We start from the raw sequence: 17,126 nt of genomic DNA on the forward strand, positions 1-17,126 counted from the left end.
TCTTTAGACGGGTAGTATTTAAAAGTTAAATTGGTTTAACTTGGTTAGAATGATGTCGTCGGCGATGAATTTGTGAGTGGCTGTTGTTGGATGAGTCACTCCCCAGAAAACATATTTATCTGAGCCGTGGTAAGCACATTCATTAGTTAGTGAATGACTTTTTAGATAGTCCGATGCTGAGTTTCTATTGATATTCAAACACGAGTCGGTCGCATTCTCGAACCCATATGAACTAGGATCAGATGTGATTTGGTTAAACCTCTCGTGAGCATCATAGAGGACAATAGTAAGCCCTTTGCTTTTATAGAGTTCAGCTTGCTCTTTGATAAAAGCGTTGAACTCAATAATGTTGGCTCTTACTTTATTTATTTCTTCGACGGTTGAATACTTAAACTGTGGCGCTTTAGTTGCATCGGGCAAAGTAAACAAAAGAATGTTCGTTATCCCAGACTCGGTTAAACGAATCAGAGCACTACTGAGATCGGCTTTTACATCAGCGACTGTGCGATCATAATTCATCAAGTCGTTGAGGCCGAACTCTAATGTTACTAGGCTGTTTTCTGGTTTGTAGTTTTCTGCTCTATCCACGTATTTAAGATATGATGTGACTTGCTTGTATACACCAGTTAGCACTCCATATTGGTTCACTCCCGCAGCCCCTCCGACTGCCCAGTTATATAATGGGAGGTGTTTATGTTTAGCAAGATATTCAGTCCATACAAAACCATTTGAAAAATGTCCTAAATACCATGAACTTCTATTTGGGAATACCCATTGCGATGCATTATACAAGTTGCCAGTGTCTGACAGGCTATCGCCAAATGTAATGATTCTATTGATTTTATCATTATTAACGGGGTCATTGGTCCAAATGCTGTGATTGTATGAAACTTGGCTGTCTGATGCGTAGTACATTAGGTCTGCCGCATCATGAGTTACACCCAATGTCTCCTTGCAGCGTTGTTCAATATCAGTCTGAGCGGTACTGGTATAAAACATATTCTTAACCGATATAGAAGAGCGCCAATAACCCTGTATTTCATAATATCGACCGTATTCATCTCTTGCCCATTCCCAATCGGCATCGGTGTCATTTCGATTGTGAGAGAGTCGGTACCAACATCTGACATAGGTACTGGTTTGCCTACCCTGAATTGTTTGGTCGTATTCCATCTGTCCAAGCTTCAGGTTGGTTGACGTTTCATCTGCGAGTGCTGGCGCCGCCAAAATGCAACCAGCTAAAAGTAGAATTTTATTCATGATCCTTCACTTATTATTCTGATTGTAGAGTGTTTGCTCATCTTTGATCGCATGGCATGCACTAAACAGTCAAAATATTCATGAAAAAAATCAATCAAGATTCGATTTAGATCATACTTTATACAGGATTCTTTAGTTATCGGGGTGTTAAGTTTGTTTCATTTTGGTGCTTGTTTTGTTTCTAATATGAGATTTGTTTCTTATTTTGTTAATTAGAGTTGACTTAGGGGATATTTACTATTCGAACTGGTGGTTTTGGGGTATAAAAAAAGCGCAACTTTTGTTGCGCTTAATAGGTAAAATTTGAACTATAGTTCGACGTCTATTAATGTGCTGACTTTGTCACCTTTGTCATCCATAACGGTTAAGCGAACTTGATGTTCTCCATAACTTGGGAATAGAGCAGTGAACATACGTCCTCGTTTGATGTCACCGTTTGGTAAAATCCATTCAGTATCAACAATACGTCCGTCGTCATCTGTACTTGTCGACCACATAGTCACTAGTCGGCCTAGATGTATATATTTAGCCGTTGCCTCTGGCAAAATATTGTCATCTTCAGCAAAAATCGTCTCTGTTGTTGTGTGCTGATCGCCACGGTCATCAGTAACGGTTAAAGACACTGTATAGCGACCATCATTGAGGTAAGTCCAATTAGGAGATGCTTCTTTGCTCGTTTCACCATTACCAAAGTCCCATAAGTAATCGACAATACTGCCGTCAGGATCTGAACTCATGTTACTTGCTGTCACCGTCATTCCATCGACCGTTAAACTAAATGCAGCAATGGGAAGCTGATTAGGCTCCGGCGTTTTTGATACTCGAATCACGCCGTAGGTATTATCAGCCGCTTGCTCGATAACTTCAATTGCAACACCGTGTTCGGCAAGCAATCTACCAGCATCTGGTGCTTGAGGGTTAGAGTAGTCTTCGTTGTCAGCAAAGTAGGCATTGCCTAGAAGACTAACATCACGCAGTATATCTCCTTCTTTATTCTCAAGAGTCATAGGCGCCTGATCTTGAAGTGAGAAGCTTGCATCACGCAATTGATAGCGAGTTTGAGCAACCGAGCCCGAATTTTCCCAAATCATTGCATTTTGGTCTGCATCGACAACGCCTAGCCAGCCTTCTCCTGGGTGTTTTCCGACCCAGTTATCTGTCATTGAATTGTCAACGTACCAGACGATAAGGCCAGGTTCAAAAGACATTAAGCTTCCAAAGCGCTTGATATTATTAAGCCCTTCATCAACATCATTGTGACTGCGCCATTGCAGCAAATAGTAGTGGGGTGACTCGTTGAAGCCGTTATTTAATCGATAACCATTGAGTGCAAAACTAGATTCAGCTTCTCCATCATCAATTAAGGTTGCTTCGCCATCGGCAATGATTTCAATGTTATCGATATGTAGCCCTTCCATTGCTAAGCCACCATCGGTAATGTAATCAAAACCGAGTGTGATGGTTTGTCCAGACCAGTTTGAAAGATCGAACTCTGCATCGACCCAACCATCAGATTCACCTGAAATAGCAGGAACGAGATCAGTGGTATTAGGATCGTCTAACGTGGTGATACTTCCTTCAATTTGCTGATCGTTGATCAAAACCCTCGCAAAATCATAGTCTTTCTCAATCTGATACCATGCTTTGAATACCAGTTTTATATTGGTTGCTTCTGGTAGAGCCACTTCACGCGACATTGAGTTTTTGAGGTCATCTCCTTTGCCCGAATGAAAACCATAGCTACCAGAGTAAGGTTTTTGCCCCGTAGTGCGTTTAATCGGAAGATCAATACGAACCATGTTTTGTTTGTCATTGTCTATGGTTTGATGAAGTGTGATTTCCTCTCCTTCATCTGTTAAATCATCAACGGAAATGGTTTGATTTATGAGCCACTTTCCTCCGATTGACTCTTGTAAGTATTGTTTTGCCCAAGAGCTAAATGCGGTAGGTTGAGTGCCGCCAATTTTACCTGCCCAGCTGCCGGATGACATAATGGACCAGTAGGATACAGGCTCACCTTTACCTGTATATTGAGTATCATATTCATCAGGTAGACCTAGGTCATGGCCGTATTCGTGAGCACAGACACCAGCGGCGGCATCAATGGGCTGAATTGTATAATCGAATGCAGCATAACTACCCCCAAAACGGCTTGGTACAGTGCTGCTGGTACCTTGTAAGACATGATACTTTCCGAGGTTATATCTGTGCGACCAAATGGCATCGTCTTTTAATACGCCGCCACCTGCTTCTTCACCCACGGATGAATGGAAAACCATTAAATGGTCTATTACGCCATCTGGTTCACGGTAGTCACCATCTTGGTCATAGTCATATCTGTCTTCAATGTCATAATCGGCGAGGTTAATACTAGGATCTTGAGCGAGTTGATTGAGAGCTTCACGAACTAGCTCTTGAGCATTGAGATCGTTGTCTGTAGAGGGGGAGTTTCCGCCATAAAATGCGGCTTCCTTTGATGCTCGATACCAACCTGCAGCTTGTCCAGCTACGCTGTAACTTTTACCTGACTCACTTTCATAGTATTGGCGCATTGAGATAAGGTTTTCTCCATTCGGGCCAGTATAACCAGTATCGGAGAAAAGTAAGCTTTGGTAGTGTTCTGGCTGATAGCTATCGTAGAGCATATCAGTGTGTTCAGAAGTGAGTCTGTTTTCATTCCAAGGAAGATCCGGAAAATCGACCAGTACAGCTAAAACTTTATCAGTACGTTTATCTGATAGATCAAAAGCAAATACATGTGCTTTATGTGGACCTTTATTGGTTTCTATTGACTTTAATATCTTCGCTCTCTGTGCAAGTGCTTTTTTGCCGAACTGAGCATCTCCCTGAAAATTATTACCGAGTTTTTTGTTTAAGTAATTATTAAGAGCAAGCTTCTGCTCTTCGACTGAAGAATTTTCATCAAGAATGCCTTTTCTTTCTAGCATCTCGATAATTTTTTCTTCGTTAATTACACCTAGATCAATAGGTGTTTTCGCGCTACTACTGGCACTAAATAATGCCATCACTGCTGTTGCTAGCAATGTTTTCCTTATGCAAGCCATATTATTTCCTTATTATATTTTTATTGCCAACTCCACTTTTAGTCGTGGTTATTACGTTGCGTGAACAACTCTCCTGACGGTGAGAGATTCTTTGATGACATTCCAGCACCTAATCCTTTGGGGCTGAAATACATTGCCTATTCTTCATGTGCTCATGAGTAGTTTGTTTGCTGCTATTATCAATCTTGTTGGTTTTGCTATTTTTTTTCGAAAGATAAATCTGGAGAGACTTAAGCTTCTGATCATAGGATTGGTCTTTACATATGACGTTACTTTCGACTAAGGAAGCCATTAGTTTTTCGTCATCAGGAAGCGGATTCGCAATAACGGTAAAAGACATCAATGTTAACAAAAAAAACACAACATTCATTTTTATTTTATAAACTACTTATATTTTTCAACAAAATATAATCATAAATAATAAAATGCAATGGTTGTTTTTTGCACGGCAAGACTTTGATCTAACCTTCAACATAATATGTAAACACCCCAATTGCTTTATTTGGGGTGTTATTCTCAAAATGTTTGTTCTAATGATAATTTAAATATTAATGTTTGAACTGAATATTATTCGAGGTTAAATAAATTCAACCCAAATACATCTTTTATTCTATGTAATGTGCGCTCGGTTTTATTCTTGGCTGCTCTGCTGCCTTGCTCTAATACTTGTAAAAGATAACTTGGCTCAGAGAGTAATCTAGCGCGCTCTTGCCGGATTGGTTTCAATATTTCTTGTAAACATTCATCTAAAATACGCTTGGTTGTAGCGTCTCCCAAGCCACCAGTACGATAGTGCTCTTTTAACGATTCGATATAAGCGCCATCAGGGTGAAAAGCATCAAGATAGGTAAAGACGACATTGCCTTTAACTTTACCTGGATCTTCAATGTTAATGTGTGCTGGATCGGTATACATAGATTTTACAGCAGCAGTAATTTCATCAGGGCTAGAGCCAAGATTAATTGCATTGCCCATGGTTTTTGACATTTTTGTTCTGCCATCAGTACTTGGTAACCGTGGGGACTTACTGAGTAATGGCTGACATTCACTTAGTACATTCTTTCCAGCCAGCGAATTTACTTTTCTGACGATTTCATTGGTTTGCTCAAGCATGGGTAACTGGTCATCACCTACAGGTATCAATGACGCATTAAATGCTGTTATATCAGCTGCTTGAGATATTGGATAGGTCAAGAAACCTGCGGGGACCGATCGATTAAATCCTTTGTTGTTAATTTCAGCCTTTACGGTTGGATTGCGTTCAAGTCTCGCGATGGTGACTAAATTGCTGTAGTACATTGTGATTTCGGAAAGTGCAGGGAGCTGTGATTGTAAACAGATAGTGGTTTGTGCTGGATTGATACCTACGGCTAAGTAATCGGCGACAACATTAAGAATGTTGGATGAGACTTTAGAAGGGGTGTTGGCATTGTCGGTTAAGCCCTGCATATCTGCGACAAGTATTGTTTGCTCGTTATGATTTTGTAGTGTAACTCTTTGCCGCGGCGAACCAACATAGTGACCTAAATGCAGAGGTCCTGTAGCTCGGTCGCCTGTTAATATGATCTGGTTTTGAGTGTTACTATAATGATTTGTCATGAATTTATTCTCCTATCTTGAGTGATCGCTACTGGAGATAATTCATAGAGCTTGACGCCTGTATGCTGTTATTCCAGCAGCATACAGACGAAACAAGTCTTGGCCGCTCTAGAGAGAGCGCCACCAACAAGTTTGAAATGATGAGTGTGTGTATAAGTTCATATTGAAGAAGCTAACATAGGTAGCCGTTAGGGGCAAGATATTAAAAGTGATAGCCATCAGTAGAGTAGCTTAAATCCTCATTATAAATATTGTTATTTGGTTGTGGGCTTTTATAGAAAATATTTCTCCAAAATGTTTTTTTGTAGTTCCTATTTTTAAAAATTTATTAATTGATAGATAACAAAGTAAAATTATTCTCCAGTTAAATTTGTATACTGTGACACGTCTTAAGTTTGCTACAAAGTAGTGTTTTACCGAGTAATTTTGTCGTTAGGTGAATGGTTTCATGAATTCAAAATCCGTGTCTTGTCTGCTTTTTATTTCTGTCTGTTTAATTTGGGGAACGACTTGGTTTGCCATGGAAGTTGCACTGGAGACCATTCCTCCTATTTTTGCAACCGCAATGCGATTCTTATTGGCTGCCCCGTTATTAGCAGCATTGGCAAAACTGTTTAAACAACCGCTGCTATTTCCAAAGGGCAAGGGACAATGGGTATTGATTGTTGCTATGATGTATTTTGCCATTCCATTTACCCTAATGATCTATGGTGAGCAGTACATATCATCGGGTTTGGCGTCGATAATCTTTGCTAACATGCCAGTTGCGGTCATGCTAATGTCTGGTTTGTTTCTTGGACTACGTTTAGCAAAGCATCAGCTACTCGGTCTTGTCGTTGCAGTGTTAAGCTTGTCGCTAATTCTTGGGACTGAGATGCAGTTAGGCGGTACAGATTACGTTATTGGTACCGCTTGTCTTGGGATGGCTGTGGTAATTCATGCGGTCATGTACGTATTGGTGCAAAAACATTGTAAAGATATTCAAGTGCTCACTTATAATGCGTTGCCATGTTTTGTTGCTTCTATTTTACTGTTTTTTGTTTCTTTAATGGGCGAGAGTATTGATTATCACGCTTTCAGTAGCGAGTCGATGTCAGCAGTTGCTTACTTAGGCTTTGTTGCAAGTGTTGGTGGAATTGTCGCCTACTTTAAGTTAGGGCAGGTGTCTACTCCATTTCAAGCATCTATTTGCTTTTTAATTTTCCCTGTTGTGGCTCTGTTTATCTCTGCTTATGTTAATGATGAGGTCCTGTCTGCCCGATCATTGGGGCTTTTAGTGCCTTTATTAGGTGGGATCTTGTTAACTAAAATGCCAAAATCCGCGTTTACATTGAGATTGACTAGAACCAACCGTCAAACAACAAGTATGTAGGCTTGTATATTGAGCCAATTCTGATAAGTTCAAGCGACTCTATTCCCTTAAAAGGTAACAGTATTGCGCCATGGTGATTGTATATAGACTGATTAAGCTTGCTATTATATGTGGTGTTTTTTTCACCATTTATGATCTGATTGGGCAAGGCCAAATAACCTGGCCAGCCCGTTTGCTTGGTATTACATGGTAGTTTTTGGAATGACTGGATTCAGTTTTTCGTTCAAAGCTTTAGTGATATAGTCGATAAAAACACGCAGACGAGCAGGCATGTACTTTGTTTGCGAATACTGCATTGCGACAACGCCATGGTAGTTACTTTTGATTGTCCAGTCTGGCAAGATGGGAACAACCTCGCGTGACTCAATGGCTTGTGTTATCACAAAATCATGGAATATGCCTATACCGAGTGCTTGCTTTACACCGTTGAGGCGCATTTGTGAGTGGTTAACGGCGTAAGGTCCAGAAACCGCAACGGAGTGGAATTCATCATCCCTAAAAAAATCCCAGATGTTATCGGTTGCTGTTTCGGCAAGGTATAGGCAATCATGGTTAACTAACTCTGTTGGATGAACCGGTATCCCTTTAGCCTTTATATATTCTGGGCTGGCGCACAACACAAGGTTAGTTTTTCCAATCTCTTTCAGAACTAAGTTTTCATCCGGTTTATCAGTGAGCTTAAAAGCGACATCTATACCGTCTTTTAGTAGGTCAATTTTTCCGTCAGCGACACGTAACTTAAGTTGTATGCTTGGGTACTGTTGCAGAAAAGGGATTACAAAAGGCTGTAGGACTGAGTTAAGGAAGGCTTCGGGAGCTGCGATCGTTAGGGCTCCTGTTGGTTTCGTGTGATCCGTTGTAGAAAGTTCCCACGCTTGCTGCGCTGCATTAACCATTACAATGGCTTGGTCATAAATCTGTTGACCTGTTGGTGTAATGATCAATGTTCGTGTTGTACGTTCAAATAGCTTGACTGACAGCGCCTGCTCAAGCCTCGTGACTAGCTTGCTAAGTGCAGATGGTGTCACGTTGAGTTTCTTCGCTGCGGCGGTAAAGCTACCTTCATCAACAATCAAAATGAATGAAGCCAGATCAGGAAGTAGTGCAATAAGTTTCGAGTTGACCAAATTAAGCCTCAATGTTTTGTGACACAATAACCGCGTATTGTGATTCAGCCTACCATTTCAATCTATCCATCTTATCATGTGATTTAGGTCATAAAAAAGTCTTATTTGTTCCTTGGATTCATTAATGTTTTTCCAAAAGACGGGATAATGAAAATGGTGAGCTTGGATTACACTTACGCACTGAGCTCAATGTCGTCCAAGTGCCGAGACTTTTTCTGGCTAGATACGGCTTATAGCGCAATGGCTAATATTATAATTAACAAGGAATTGAACATGGCGTCTGCATTTTATGATCAAATAAAACAACAGATTGAAGAAGTAAAGGCGGAAGGTCTTTATAAATCAGAACGCGTTATCACCTCTCAGCAACAAGCTGCTGTGAAGATCTCAACTGGTGAAGAAGTATTAAATTTCTGCGCGAATAACTACCTAGGTCTAGCCAATCATCCAGAGTTAATCGAAGCAGGTAAAGCTGGCATGGACCAGCATGGCTTTGGAATGGCATCTGTCCGGTTTATTTGTGGTACTCAAGATATCCATAAAGAGTTAGAGCAGAAGCTTTCAACGTTTTTAGGTAAAGAAGATACGATTCTTTACACTTCTTGTTTTGATGCGAATGCGGGTTTGTTTGAAACGATTCTTGGTAAAGAAGACGCCATCATTTCTGATGCGTTGAACCACGCTTCTATTATTGACGGCGTTCGTTTGTGTAAAGCCATGCGTTTTCGTTACGCGAACAACAACATGCAAGAATTAGAAGAGCAGCTGATAGCTGCGAAAGAAGCAGGGGCACGTAACATCCTAGTTGTTACAGATGGTGTATTCTCAATGGATGGTGTAGTGGCGAACTTGCCTGAAATTTGTGATTTGGCTGAGAAGTATGGCGCACTGACTATGGTTGATGACTCTCATGCTGTCGGTTTTATGGGCAAAACTGGAGCAGGGACACACGAATACCACAATGTCGTTGAACGCATTGATATCATCACAGGTACGCTTGGTAAAGCTATGGGTGGTGCTTCAGGTGGCTATACGTCAGGTAAGAAAGAAGTGATTGATTGGCTGCGTCAGCGCTCACGTCCATATCTTTTCTCTAACTCAGTCGCACCGGCGATTGTTAATGCATCAATTCGCGTTCTTGACTTGTTGCAAGAAAGTGGTGACCTTCGCGATCGTCTGTGGGAAAATGCCAAGCACTTCCGTACTCGTATGACTGAAGCTGGTTTTACTTTAGCTGGAGCCGATCACGCTATCATCCCTATTATGCTTGGTGACGCAAAAGTTGCTGCAGAGTTTGCTGAAAGAGCATTAGCAAAAGGTATTTATGTTGTTGGTTTCTCTTTCCCTGTTGTACCAAAGGGCCAAGCCCGAATCCGCACTCAAATGTCAGCCGCGCATTCTCATGAGCAATTAGACCGTGCAATTGATGCTTTCATCGAAGTTGGTCGAGATATGGAGATTATTAAGTAATGAAAATCAAAGCCCTGTCGAAGCTGAAACCTGAACAAGGTATATGGATGACTGAAGTGGACAAGCCACAGCTTGGTCACAATGATATCCTTATTAAGATTAAAAAAACCGCTATTTGTGGTACAGATGTCCATATCTATAACTGGGATGAATGGTCGCAAAACACGATTCCTGTTCCTATGGTTGTAGGACACGAATATGTGGGTGAAGTTGTCGGTATCGGCCAAGAGGTTAGGGGCTTTGCAATTGGTGACCGTGTCTCTGGAGAGGGGCACATTACCTGTGGTCATTGCCGTAACTGTCGTGGTGGTCGAACACATTTATGCCGCAATACAGTGGGTGTTGGCGTCAACCGCGAAGGTGCCTTTGCTGAGTACTTGGTTATTCCTGCATTTAATGCGTTTAAGATCCCAGATGGCATTTCCGATGATCTTGCCTCTATTTTTGACCCCTTTGGCAATGCGGTCCACACTGCCTTATCGTTTGATCTTGTTGGTGAGGATGTGCTGATAACAGGCGCTGGGCCAATCGGTATTATGGCAGCGGCTGTTGCTAAACATGTTGGCGCTCGTCATGTGGTTATCACAGATGTTAACGAGTACCGCTTGGATCTTGCACGAAAAATGGGTGTGACCCGTGCCGTCAATGTTGCCAATGAAAGTCTAGAAGATGTGATGACCGAACTGGGCATGACGGAAGGTTTTGATGTTGGACTTGAAATGTCTGGGGTTCAGGCTGCATTTAGCAGTATGTTAAAAACCATGAACCATGGTGGCCGTGTCGCGCTTCTAGGTATTCCACCATCAGATATGGGCATTGACTGGAACCAAGTCATTTTTAAAGGCTTAGTCATTAAGGGCATCTATGGTAGAGAGATGTTCGAGACTTGGTACAAGATGGCGTCATTGATTCAATCAGGCCTAGATCTAACACCAATCATTACGCACCACTTCAAAGTTGACGACTTCCAAAAAGGCTTTGATGCAATGCGCAGTGGACAGTCTGGCAAAGTTATTCTTGATTGGGAATAATGATTGATTTTGTATTAACTTTTAACCGAGTTTTAATTTAATACAAAAGTTGAATACGCGGCTGAGCCTTGGTGCTTGGCCGTTTGCTTTTGTTATCGAGTTTGCAACGGATAAAAGCATACATTTTATTCCTTCCTCTTCATCCCTCATATTGATATTTAATTGCTTTGTTTTACGATCTTTTACTGCCTGTAAATTTTATCTCCGACTTATGATACTTCGATTTTAATGCTTGTCTGATTAAAGGAAGAGGAAGAATATGATCAAGAAGACAATAATGGCAATGAGTCTTATGATGTCAATGTGTAGTATTACTCAAGCTGCAGAGTGGGGATATGAGGGAAAGACTGGTCCAGACCACTGGGGAGAGTTTGCTAAAGGATGTGCTCTGGGAAAAAACCAAAGCCCTATTGATATTAATGATACGGTGGAGGCTGAGCTAGAGTCACTAAACATCCAATACAAGGGCATGGTCACAGGCTTGACCAACAATGGTCATACGTTGCAAGCAGGTGTTACGGGTGACAACTCCTTTATACTTGATGGTGTTGAATTTAACTTGGTTCAGTTTCATTTCCATACTCCTTCTGAGAATCACATCAAAGGTCACACTTATCCTCTAGAAGCACATTTTGTCAATGCTGACAAAGCGGGACATCTAGCTGTTGTATCAGTGATGTATGATCTTGGAAATGGCAAGAATGCAGAGATAAGTAAGCTTACTGAATCGATGCCTAAACTTAATCAGACTATTTCTTTGAAAGAGTCATTTCCTGTAGCGGATATGCTGCCTAAGATGACCAAATATTATCGTTTTAATGGCTCGCTAACCACCCCTCCTTGTTCAGAAGGTGTACGTTGGATCGTGGCTAGATCGCCACAGGCATTGACCTTTGAACAAGCGCAACAAATGCAGAAAGTCATGGGTGAAAACAATCGTCCGCTGCAAAATCAAAATGCTCGGGTTGTACTTGCAAGTGATTAGTAGACGTTAAAAATGAATGAGGTTCTATGGTGTGAAGTAAACATCATAGAACCTGCTTTTAGTTTCTGACTATTCTGATTTGCTGGCAATTGTTGCGTATTGCCGAAGCAAGTCTGTTAAACTTGCAACCCATTCTAATGTATTACTCGGGGCTTCATCGAGCAGAGTCTCAACGTGCGCGCAATGTGTTTCAAGTGCAATGGCTTGTTCCAATTTGAAAGATACAGCGTAAAAATGCCACAAAAGCAGTCTTTGCATACGCCTAATGTTCTGCGCGGAGTGTTCAGATTCACTGAAAAGAGCAGGTAACTGACTCAATGCGATCGCATTCATTCTCAGCAGAGCATCAAATTGTGCTTGCTGGAACTTATCTTCAGAATCTGTTTCCTCACTATCAAATGTAAAAAGCTCTGTCATTGATTGTTCATCGATCAGTCGATGTATCATTCTCAGACTGAGTTCCTCTAGCTCATCGCTGGAAGTATTTTCCAAATAAAATAGGGTGTAATCGTGTTCCACAAGGTATCCATGGTAAGTGATTTTCGATTGTTATTTTATAACATTACAATGAGAAATCTAGCTTAACTTACGAGGCCTTGTTATGGGTACAAAAATAGAACCCGAACAAATAAAGAGCCCCACTCGAGAGTGGGGCTACTCTATATTGTTGTGTTTGCGTTGTGTTAGCCTCTGACGCTGTTCGCGAATACTTGGTTCACGAGTACGTTAGTTGATACAGTTATAAAGCTAGATGCCTGATAACATTTTGCAAACATAAAATAGAAATGTGTTTTGTTTCATAATTAATTTTGTGATCTTTGTCCATGGTTTTATATTAACTCGATGCATATTTCATTAGTGTAAGTAGGAAATAAATGATTGAATCAATGCACTTATAAATCGTAAAAAGGCATCGATATGAGTAGTTTGACTTGTTAACATTGTGATTTATGTAGGAAAACACTACCAATTTGAGAGCAAATATATAGATGGTATCTATTATCTAGTGGTTCACTCGGTTTTCTTACAGATAAATTGATCATAGGTCTTTGAATGAAAAAAATTGGCTTACTGTTTACACATCTGGTTTGTGGTGTTTTGGGCTTTGCGCTCGGTGTTTATGCTTTACCAATACTTATCCAGCCAGATTCACCCTCTATGAACTCTGTCGAATTGGTGACTAATAACGCGATTTATACAGCGACTTTTCAGCGTGATCGCAAAGACAGCGACTTTCTGCATTGGGGGGAAGGATCAGTATCGATAAGTGACCAACAAATTGCTTTTGTTGGTGAACTTGCTCCCGGTCCTGACTATAAGCTTTATTTATCCCCTAATTTCATTGAAACAGAAAAGGACTTCAATGAACAAAAGCACACTATGGCAAGAGTGGGAGACGTTAAGACATTTGATAGGTTTGCCCTTAATCTGCCTCATGAATTAGATTTGTCTCAATACAATACAGTCATAGTCTGGTGTGAGACGTTCGGCGAATTTATTACCTCTGCGCGCTTTAAGTAGTCAATGTGGTTCCAAGATTGGGTTGCGTCAGCCAATAAATATTGGCAGTCTCGGCCCCTTGCTATAAAGTGAGTTTTTCTTGGGGTTTACCCTAGTGTTATTTACTTGGATGGGGGAGCTGGGGATGAATCATTTGTATCTTGTTATCGACTTTCTACTGACTCATAAATTTATCTTTACGCTGCTTATTATTGGGCTTATTACGATTGTTCGAAAAATTGTATTATCCAAAATTCGTGGTGATGTGGCGTTTATCACTGAAAAACAGCGCAGCTGGATGTCGAGAACAAAGAACGGGACTTTTACTGTCACTGTCATTCTCTTGTTCATATTATGGAAATCGGAGATCAATGAATTTGCCTTGTCAGTGACGGCCATCGCTGTTGCAATAGTGGTGGCATCAAAAGAGATAATTTTGTGTTTCACGGGCTCTATTCAGCGCGCTAGTTCCCGCTCTTTTCGAATTGGTGATTGGATTGAGGTTGGCAAATTATGTGGTGAAGTTATCGAACACAACATGATGGCAACTGTGATTCAAGAAATTGACTTGCACCATGGTCAATATCATTACACAGGAAAGACAGCAACTCTGCCAAATAGCATGTTTTTCACCTACCCAGTCAAAAATCTCAACTTCATGAAACGCTATGTTTATCATAACTTTTCTATTGTGGTCGCTGAGTTCGTTAATCTTTATCCTTTGTTGCCGATTATGGTTAACAAGATTGATGAGCATTGTCATTATTTCAGTGATGTCGCCGTTCGTTATAATTCCATGATTGAGAAACATGCCGGTGTTGATTTACCTGGGGCTGAACCTCATATTCATATCAGCAGTGCCCCGACAGGTGAACAAGTCGTTCATTTCATGCTTTTTTGTCCTACGGAGAAAGCAACCCATCTTGAGCAAGACATCAGGAAGGACTTTATGGCCTTGTATGAGGAAACGTTCAAGTCTTCAAGTGAAGTAACGAGTTAATACTACCTCTAGGTATCCTATTCAAATGTATTTATTCGACAGCTGGGTTTTCTCTCACTAACGTTATAGTGGATGTAGAAGAGGAAAGAGCATGTGAATAATGTACCCGAGTCACCGTGTGTTCGCATGTGTTGCCTTGATGAACAAGATATATGCCTTGGTTGCTATCGCACTCTGGGTGAAATTCTGGAATGGAATACCTACGGTTCGCATGAGAAGCTAAAAGTGATTGCACTGTGTAAGCAACGTAAAAAGATTAGATCAAATAAGGGTAAAGACTAGGTCTCTTTACCCTTGAGTACAATGACTAAGCATCTGTGGTTTCAAGCTCCACTCGAATGGGTTGCTCATCAATCATCGCTTATTTGCCTGTTGAAAAAAATCTCTTTACTAACTAAGAATATCAGTTAGTTACATGCCATTTAATGCGTGTTAATGAAAAAAACAGTCGATGATTTTTGACTGTGGGGTCTTTAAGATTTGGAAGATCTGTTTATTTTGATTCTCAATTTGAAAGTATTGAGTAGATAACAAAGTCAATGTAAAACAATTCGCAATGAATTAGCTGGCTATATTCAAGTTCAGCCTGAGGTCAAGCGACAGTTTAGACAGCTTATGCTTTAAAATTCGCTGAGTTCTTTTGATATCGGAAATAGCAAGTTGTTTGTCGTTTGAATGGATGTTCACGCTTATCCTAAGCTCTCGTCCTACTTTTGTTACTGCGTCAAGTTCTATATGTTGCACAGATTGTTTGTCTAAAGCGCAAACCTCTTTATCAACTACCTCAATAATATCTGTGCTGGGGGACATCATGAGCATTTCTCGAATGGCTTCTTTTAGCATATCAGCGGGTACTTTGATGAAATAAAATGACATAAGGATCATCATGACAGGATCAGCATAAACAGAATATTCCTCAAAGGGTGATAGTGTCATTGCCCAGGCAAAGATGAAACCAAATGTCACCGCTACGCTGAGCAATGTGTCCATTTGCCATTGTTTAGCTTCTGCTGTGATTAGGCCAGAAGAGAAGCGTTTCGATTTTTGAGCTATATACCACCATGCGTACCCACACCCTAATACGTTAACGATTCCGAACAGGGTAGCAATGGATGCGTCAACTTCTCGGCCGCCAGTAAAAAGAGCCATGATTGCAGAATACAATGAGTAGCTAACTATGATGAGAATGACGCTACCTTTGATAGCGATCACAACGGGTTCTAGAACCGCTTTCCCGAATGGAAAATGTTGGCGAGATGGATTTTGAATATATTTTGATACCGCGAGCGACAATAAAGTTAGCACCAAACTGACAGAAGAATAGACACCATCAAACACTATCACAAGAGACCCAACAAGCACCCCAAGAATGAGTCCACCCATGGCAAAGCCTGACGCTAAAAGCGCTGAAAAAATCAGAATGCGTTTTTCGTTCAAGCTTGTTTTGACACACATAGAGTGATCTCGGTTATATTCACTCTATTATTTTTCTCACTAAAGCTCGATTTTACAAATGTTATTTGTGTTAATAACGCCCAGTTATCGGCCGGCCTAGTTTTTTTGTAATAAAATTCAATGATATAAAACAAATTTCTAGTGTCAATTTTTTTGACTATGAGTGTCTGGTTTGTGATTTGTGCATCAATTGTGGGTGAATGCTGTACTAGTAAAGCCTTATTTTGTTGCGCTAGGAGAATGGCTAGAAATCAAATAAGTATTCATTCAGTCTATCAGCTAGCCATGACATACCAGGGTGCTCAGTCATACCAGCAGCCGTAAACATACAATAATCTTCTTGGGTCAATCCATAGGTATGTTTGATAACCGCTAGCTCTTGTTTACGGAGATAATGACGTATAAGTGGTTCTGGCAGCACGCCCCAAGCATCTTCAGTCAGAATTGTGCTTAATATGTTATCAAAGCTTGAAAACCCTATGTGTCGCAGGGAAAAAGGCTGAAGTTCCGGGTTATCTTTCTCATTGAGATAAACCATGACGGCTTGCATTGCGTGGCGTAATTGCTCGTCTGATACGCGACGCATTTTACTGAGCTGGTGATCAGCTTTACATACAGACATTAGGCGAATCTTGCCTAATGGGTGATAGCTAATCAAAGGATCATCAACTCTCTCGTAGTCGACACCAAATGCAAAGTCGACCTGTTGAGTGGCGACTAAATTTGTCAGATCTCCGCTCGATGCTAGCACAATATTAAAGGAGGTAGCAGGAAACATATTATTGAGTTTGTGTGAGAACTCTTGCCACATGTCGTCAGGAAGTGAATCATCTCTCGCTATCCACACCTCTGCATTAAACTCTCCTGAGACCTGAGCACAAGTTTGTCTTATTCGCGACAGCGTAACCAATAGGCTCTGACAATCTTTATAAATTGCCTTGCCAGCTTCAGATAAAGTGAGATGATTACCAGTACGGTTAAATAACTCAATTTGGAGCTCTTTCTCTAGTGCTTTTATCGACATACTAAGCTTGGTACGATTGCAGTTTAGCTGTCTGGCGGCTCCTGAAACTGAACCCGTATCCGCGACCATGCAAAAAGCTTCAATTTGAGATTGGTTCATCTTGATCCGTCACTTCTCTGGTGAGTATTCATATCTATGTTACTAGGATACACAAATCTTACGTATTTTATGAAGCGAAAAGCTATGAATTTAATGTAGTTTTGGTAATCTTGTTCAGCGCCAAATTGAATGAAGTTAT

The 17,126-nt window shown here is 40.8% G+C and carries 14 protein-coding genes; 7 read left to right on the forward strand and 7 right to left on the reverse strand.

Translation table 11 applies throughout. The annotated features are described in order from the left end of the window. Positions 1 to 18: 18 nt before the first annotated feature. The 3 genes from MHN79_RS15295 to trpS form a co-directional block, all read right to left on the reverse strand. A complete protein-coding gene (locus MHN79_RS15295; protein WP_239173590.1) occupies positions 19 to 1,260 on the reverse strand; it encodes an SGNH/GDSL hydrolase family protein in 1,242 nt (413 codons plus the stop codon). 308 nt (positions 1,261 to 1,568) lie between these two features. Next, the gene (locus MHN79_RS15300) at positions 1,569 to 4,325 is read right to left on the reverse strand and encodes an immune inhibitor A domain-containing protein (protein WP_239173591.1); all 2,757 of its coding nucleotides are present in this window, start codon (positions 4,323 to 4,325) and stop codon (positions 1,569 to 1,571) included. Positions 4,326 to 4,892: 567 nt separating this feature from the next. Beyond that, positions 4,893 to 5,924 (reverse strand): tryptophan--tRNA ligase, encoded by a 1,032-nt coding sequence (trpS, locus tag MHN79_RS15305; protein WP_239173592.1) that lies wholly within the window; start codon positions 5,922 to 5,924, stop codon positions 4,893 to 4,895. A 448-nt stretch (positions 5,925 to 6,372) separates the two neighbouring features. Between trpS and MHN79_RS15310 the strand changes: the two genes are divergently transcribed. Next, positions 6,373 to 7,296 (forward strand): DMT family transporter, encoded by a 924-nt coding sequence (locus tag MHN79_RS15310; protein ID WP_239173593.1) that lies wholly within the window; start codon positions 6,373 to 6,375, stop codon positions 7,294 to 7,296. Between the two features lie 182 nt (positions 7,297 to 7,478). Here MHN79_RS15310 and MHN79_RS15315 read toward each other — a convergent pair whose 3' ends face one another. Next, positions 7,479 to 8,423 (reverse strand): LysR family transcriptional regulator, encoded by a 945-nt coding sequence (locus MHN79_RS15315; RefSeq protein ID WP_239173594.1) that lies wholly within the window; start codon positions 8,421 to 8,423, stop codon positions 7,479 to 7,481. A gap of 273 nt (positions 8,424 to 8,696) precedes the next feature. On the opposite strand from MHN79_RS15315, the gene MHN79_RS15320 reads away from it, so the two are divergent. The 3 genes from MHN79_RS15320 to MHN79_RS15330 all read left to right on the forward strand — a co-directional run bounded on the left by MHN79_RS15320 (position 8,697) and on the right by MHN79_RS15330 (position 11,909). After that, positions 8,697 to 9,893: a glycine C-acetyltransferase gene (locus MHN79_RS15320; RefSeq protein ID WP_160928244.1), complete on the forward strand. Its 1,197-nt coding sequence runs from the start codon at positions 8,697 to 8,699 to the stop codon at positions 9,891 to 9,893. Further along, on the forward strand, positions 9,893 to 10,924 hold the full coding sequence (gene tdh, locus MHN79_RS15325; RefSeq protein ID WP_239173595.1) for an L-threonine 3-dehydrogenase: 1,032 nt from the start codon (positions 9,893 to 9,895) through the stop codon (positions 10,922 to 10,924). Before MHN79_RS15320 ends, tdh begins: the two co-directional genes overlap by 1 nt. Positions 10,925 to 11,186: 262 nt before the next feature. After that, positions 11,187 to 11,909, forward strand: coding sequence for a carbonic anhydrase family protein (locus MHN79_RS15330; RefSeq protein ID WP_239173637.1), 723 nt, complete (start codon positions 11,187 to 11,189; stop codon positions 11,907 to 11,909). 69 nt (positions 11,910 to 11,978) lie between these two features. Here MHN79_RS15330 and MHN79_RS15335 read toward each other — a convergent pair whose 3' ends face one another. Beyond that, entirely contained in the window at positions 11,979 to 12,428 is a 450-nt protein-coding gene (locus MHN79_RS15335; protein WP_239173596.1) for an exoribonuclease R, read from the reverse strand. Between the two features lie 534 nt (positions 12,429 to 12,962). On the opposite strand from MHN79_RS15335, the gene MHN79_RS15340 reads away from it, so the two are divergent. The 3 genes from MHN79_RS15340 (at position 12,963) to MHN79_RS15350 (ending at position 14,691) form a co-directional block, all read left to right on the forward strand. Beyond that, positions 12,963 to 13,430, forward strand: a complete 468-nt coding sequence (locus MHN79_RS15340; RefSeq protein ID WP_239173597.1) for a DM13 domain-containing protein — start codon at positions 12,963 to 12,965, stop codon at positions 13,428 to 13,430. A gap of 124 nt (positions 13,431 to 13,554) precedes the next feature. Beyond that, complete coding sequence (locus tag MHN79_RS15345) at positions 13,555 to 14,409, forward strand: mechanosensitive ion channel family protein (RefSeq protein ID WP_239173598.1); 855 nt, start codon at positions 13,555 to 13,557, stop codon at positions 14,407 to 14,409. Positions 14,410 to 14,502: 93 nt separating this feature from the next. After that, positions 14,503 to 14,691, forward strand: a complete 189-nt coding sequence (locus tag MHN79_RS15350; RefSeq protein ID WP_239173599.1) for a DUF1289 domain-containing protein — start codon at positions 14,503 to 14,505, stop codon at positions 14,689 to 14,691. 279 nt (positions 14,692 to 14,970) lie between these two features. On the opposite strand, the gene MHN79_RS15355 is transcribed toward MHN79_RS15350, so the two are convergent. Beyond that, the gene (locus tag MHN79_RS15355) at positions 14,971 to 15,864 is read right to left on the reverse strand and encodes a cation diffusion facilitator family transporter (RefSeq protein ID WP_239173600.1); all 894 of its coding nucleotides are present in this window, start codon (positions 15,862 to 15,864) and stop codon (positions 14,971 to 14,973) included. A 244-nt stretch (positions 15,865 to 16,108) separates the two neighbouring features. Continuing rightward, positions 16,109 to 16,987, reverse strand: coding sequence for a LysR family transcriptional regulator (locus tag MHN79_RS15360; protein ID WP_239173601.1), 879 nt, complete (start codon positions 16,985 to 16,987; stop codon positions 16,109 to 16,111). Positions 16,988 to 17,126 lie beyond the last annotated feature (139 nt).

Origin of the sequence: Vibrio sp. Of14-4 (genome assembly GCF_022347625.1) — a bacterium.
Classification (GTDB): domain Bacteria; phylum Pseudomonadota; class Gammaproteobacteria; order Enterobacterales; family Vibrionaceae; genus Vibrio; species Vibrio pristinus.

Coding starts and splice junctions, on each gene's coding strand:
- MHN79_RS15295 (WP_239173590.1), bottom strand. CDS start 1,260: ATGAATAAAATTCTACTTTTAGCTGGTTGCATTTTGGCGGCGCCAGCA.
- MHN79_RS15300 (WP_239173591.1), bottom strand. CDS start 4,325: ATGGCTTGCATAAGGAAAACATTGCTAGCAACAGCAGTGATGGCATTA.
- trpS (WP_239173592.1), bottom strand. CDS start 5,924: ATGACAAATCATTATAGTAACACTCAAAACCAGATCATATTAACAGGC.
- MHN79_RS15310 (WP_239173593.1), top strand. CDS start 6,373: ATGAATTCAAAATCCGTGTCTTGTCTGCTTTTTATTTCTGTCTGTTTA.
- MHN79_RS15320 (WP_160928244.1), top strand. CDS start 8,697: ATGGCGTCTGCATTTTATGATCAAATAAAACAACAGATTGAAGAAGTA.
- tdh (WP_239173595.1), top strand. CDS start 9,893: ATGAAAATCAAAGCCCTGTCGAAGCTGAAACCTGAACAAGGTATATGG.
- MHN79_RS15340 (WP_239173597.1), top strand. CDS start 12,963: ATGAAAAAAATTGGCTTACTGTTTACACATCTGGTTTGTGGTGTTTTG.
- MHN79_RS15345 (WP_239173598.1), top strand. CDS start 13,555: ATGAATCATTTGTATCTTGTTATCGACTTTCTACTGACTCATAAATTT.
- MHN79_RS15355 (WP_239173600.1), bottom strand. CDS start 15,864: ATGTGTGTCAAAACAAGCTTGAACGAAAAACGCATTCTGATTTTTTCA.
- MHN79_RS15360 (WP_239173601.1), bottom strand. CDS start 16,987: ATGAACCAATCTCAAATTGAAGCTTTTTGCATGGTCGCGGATACGGGT.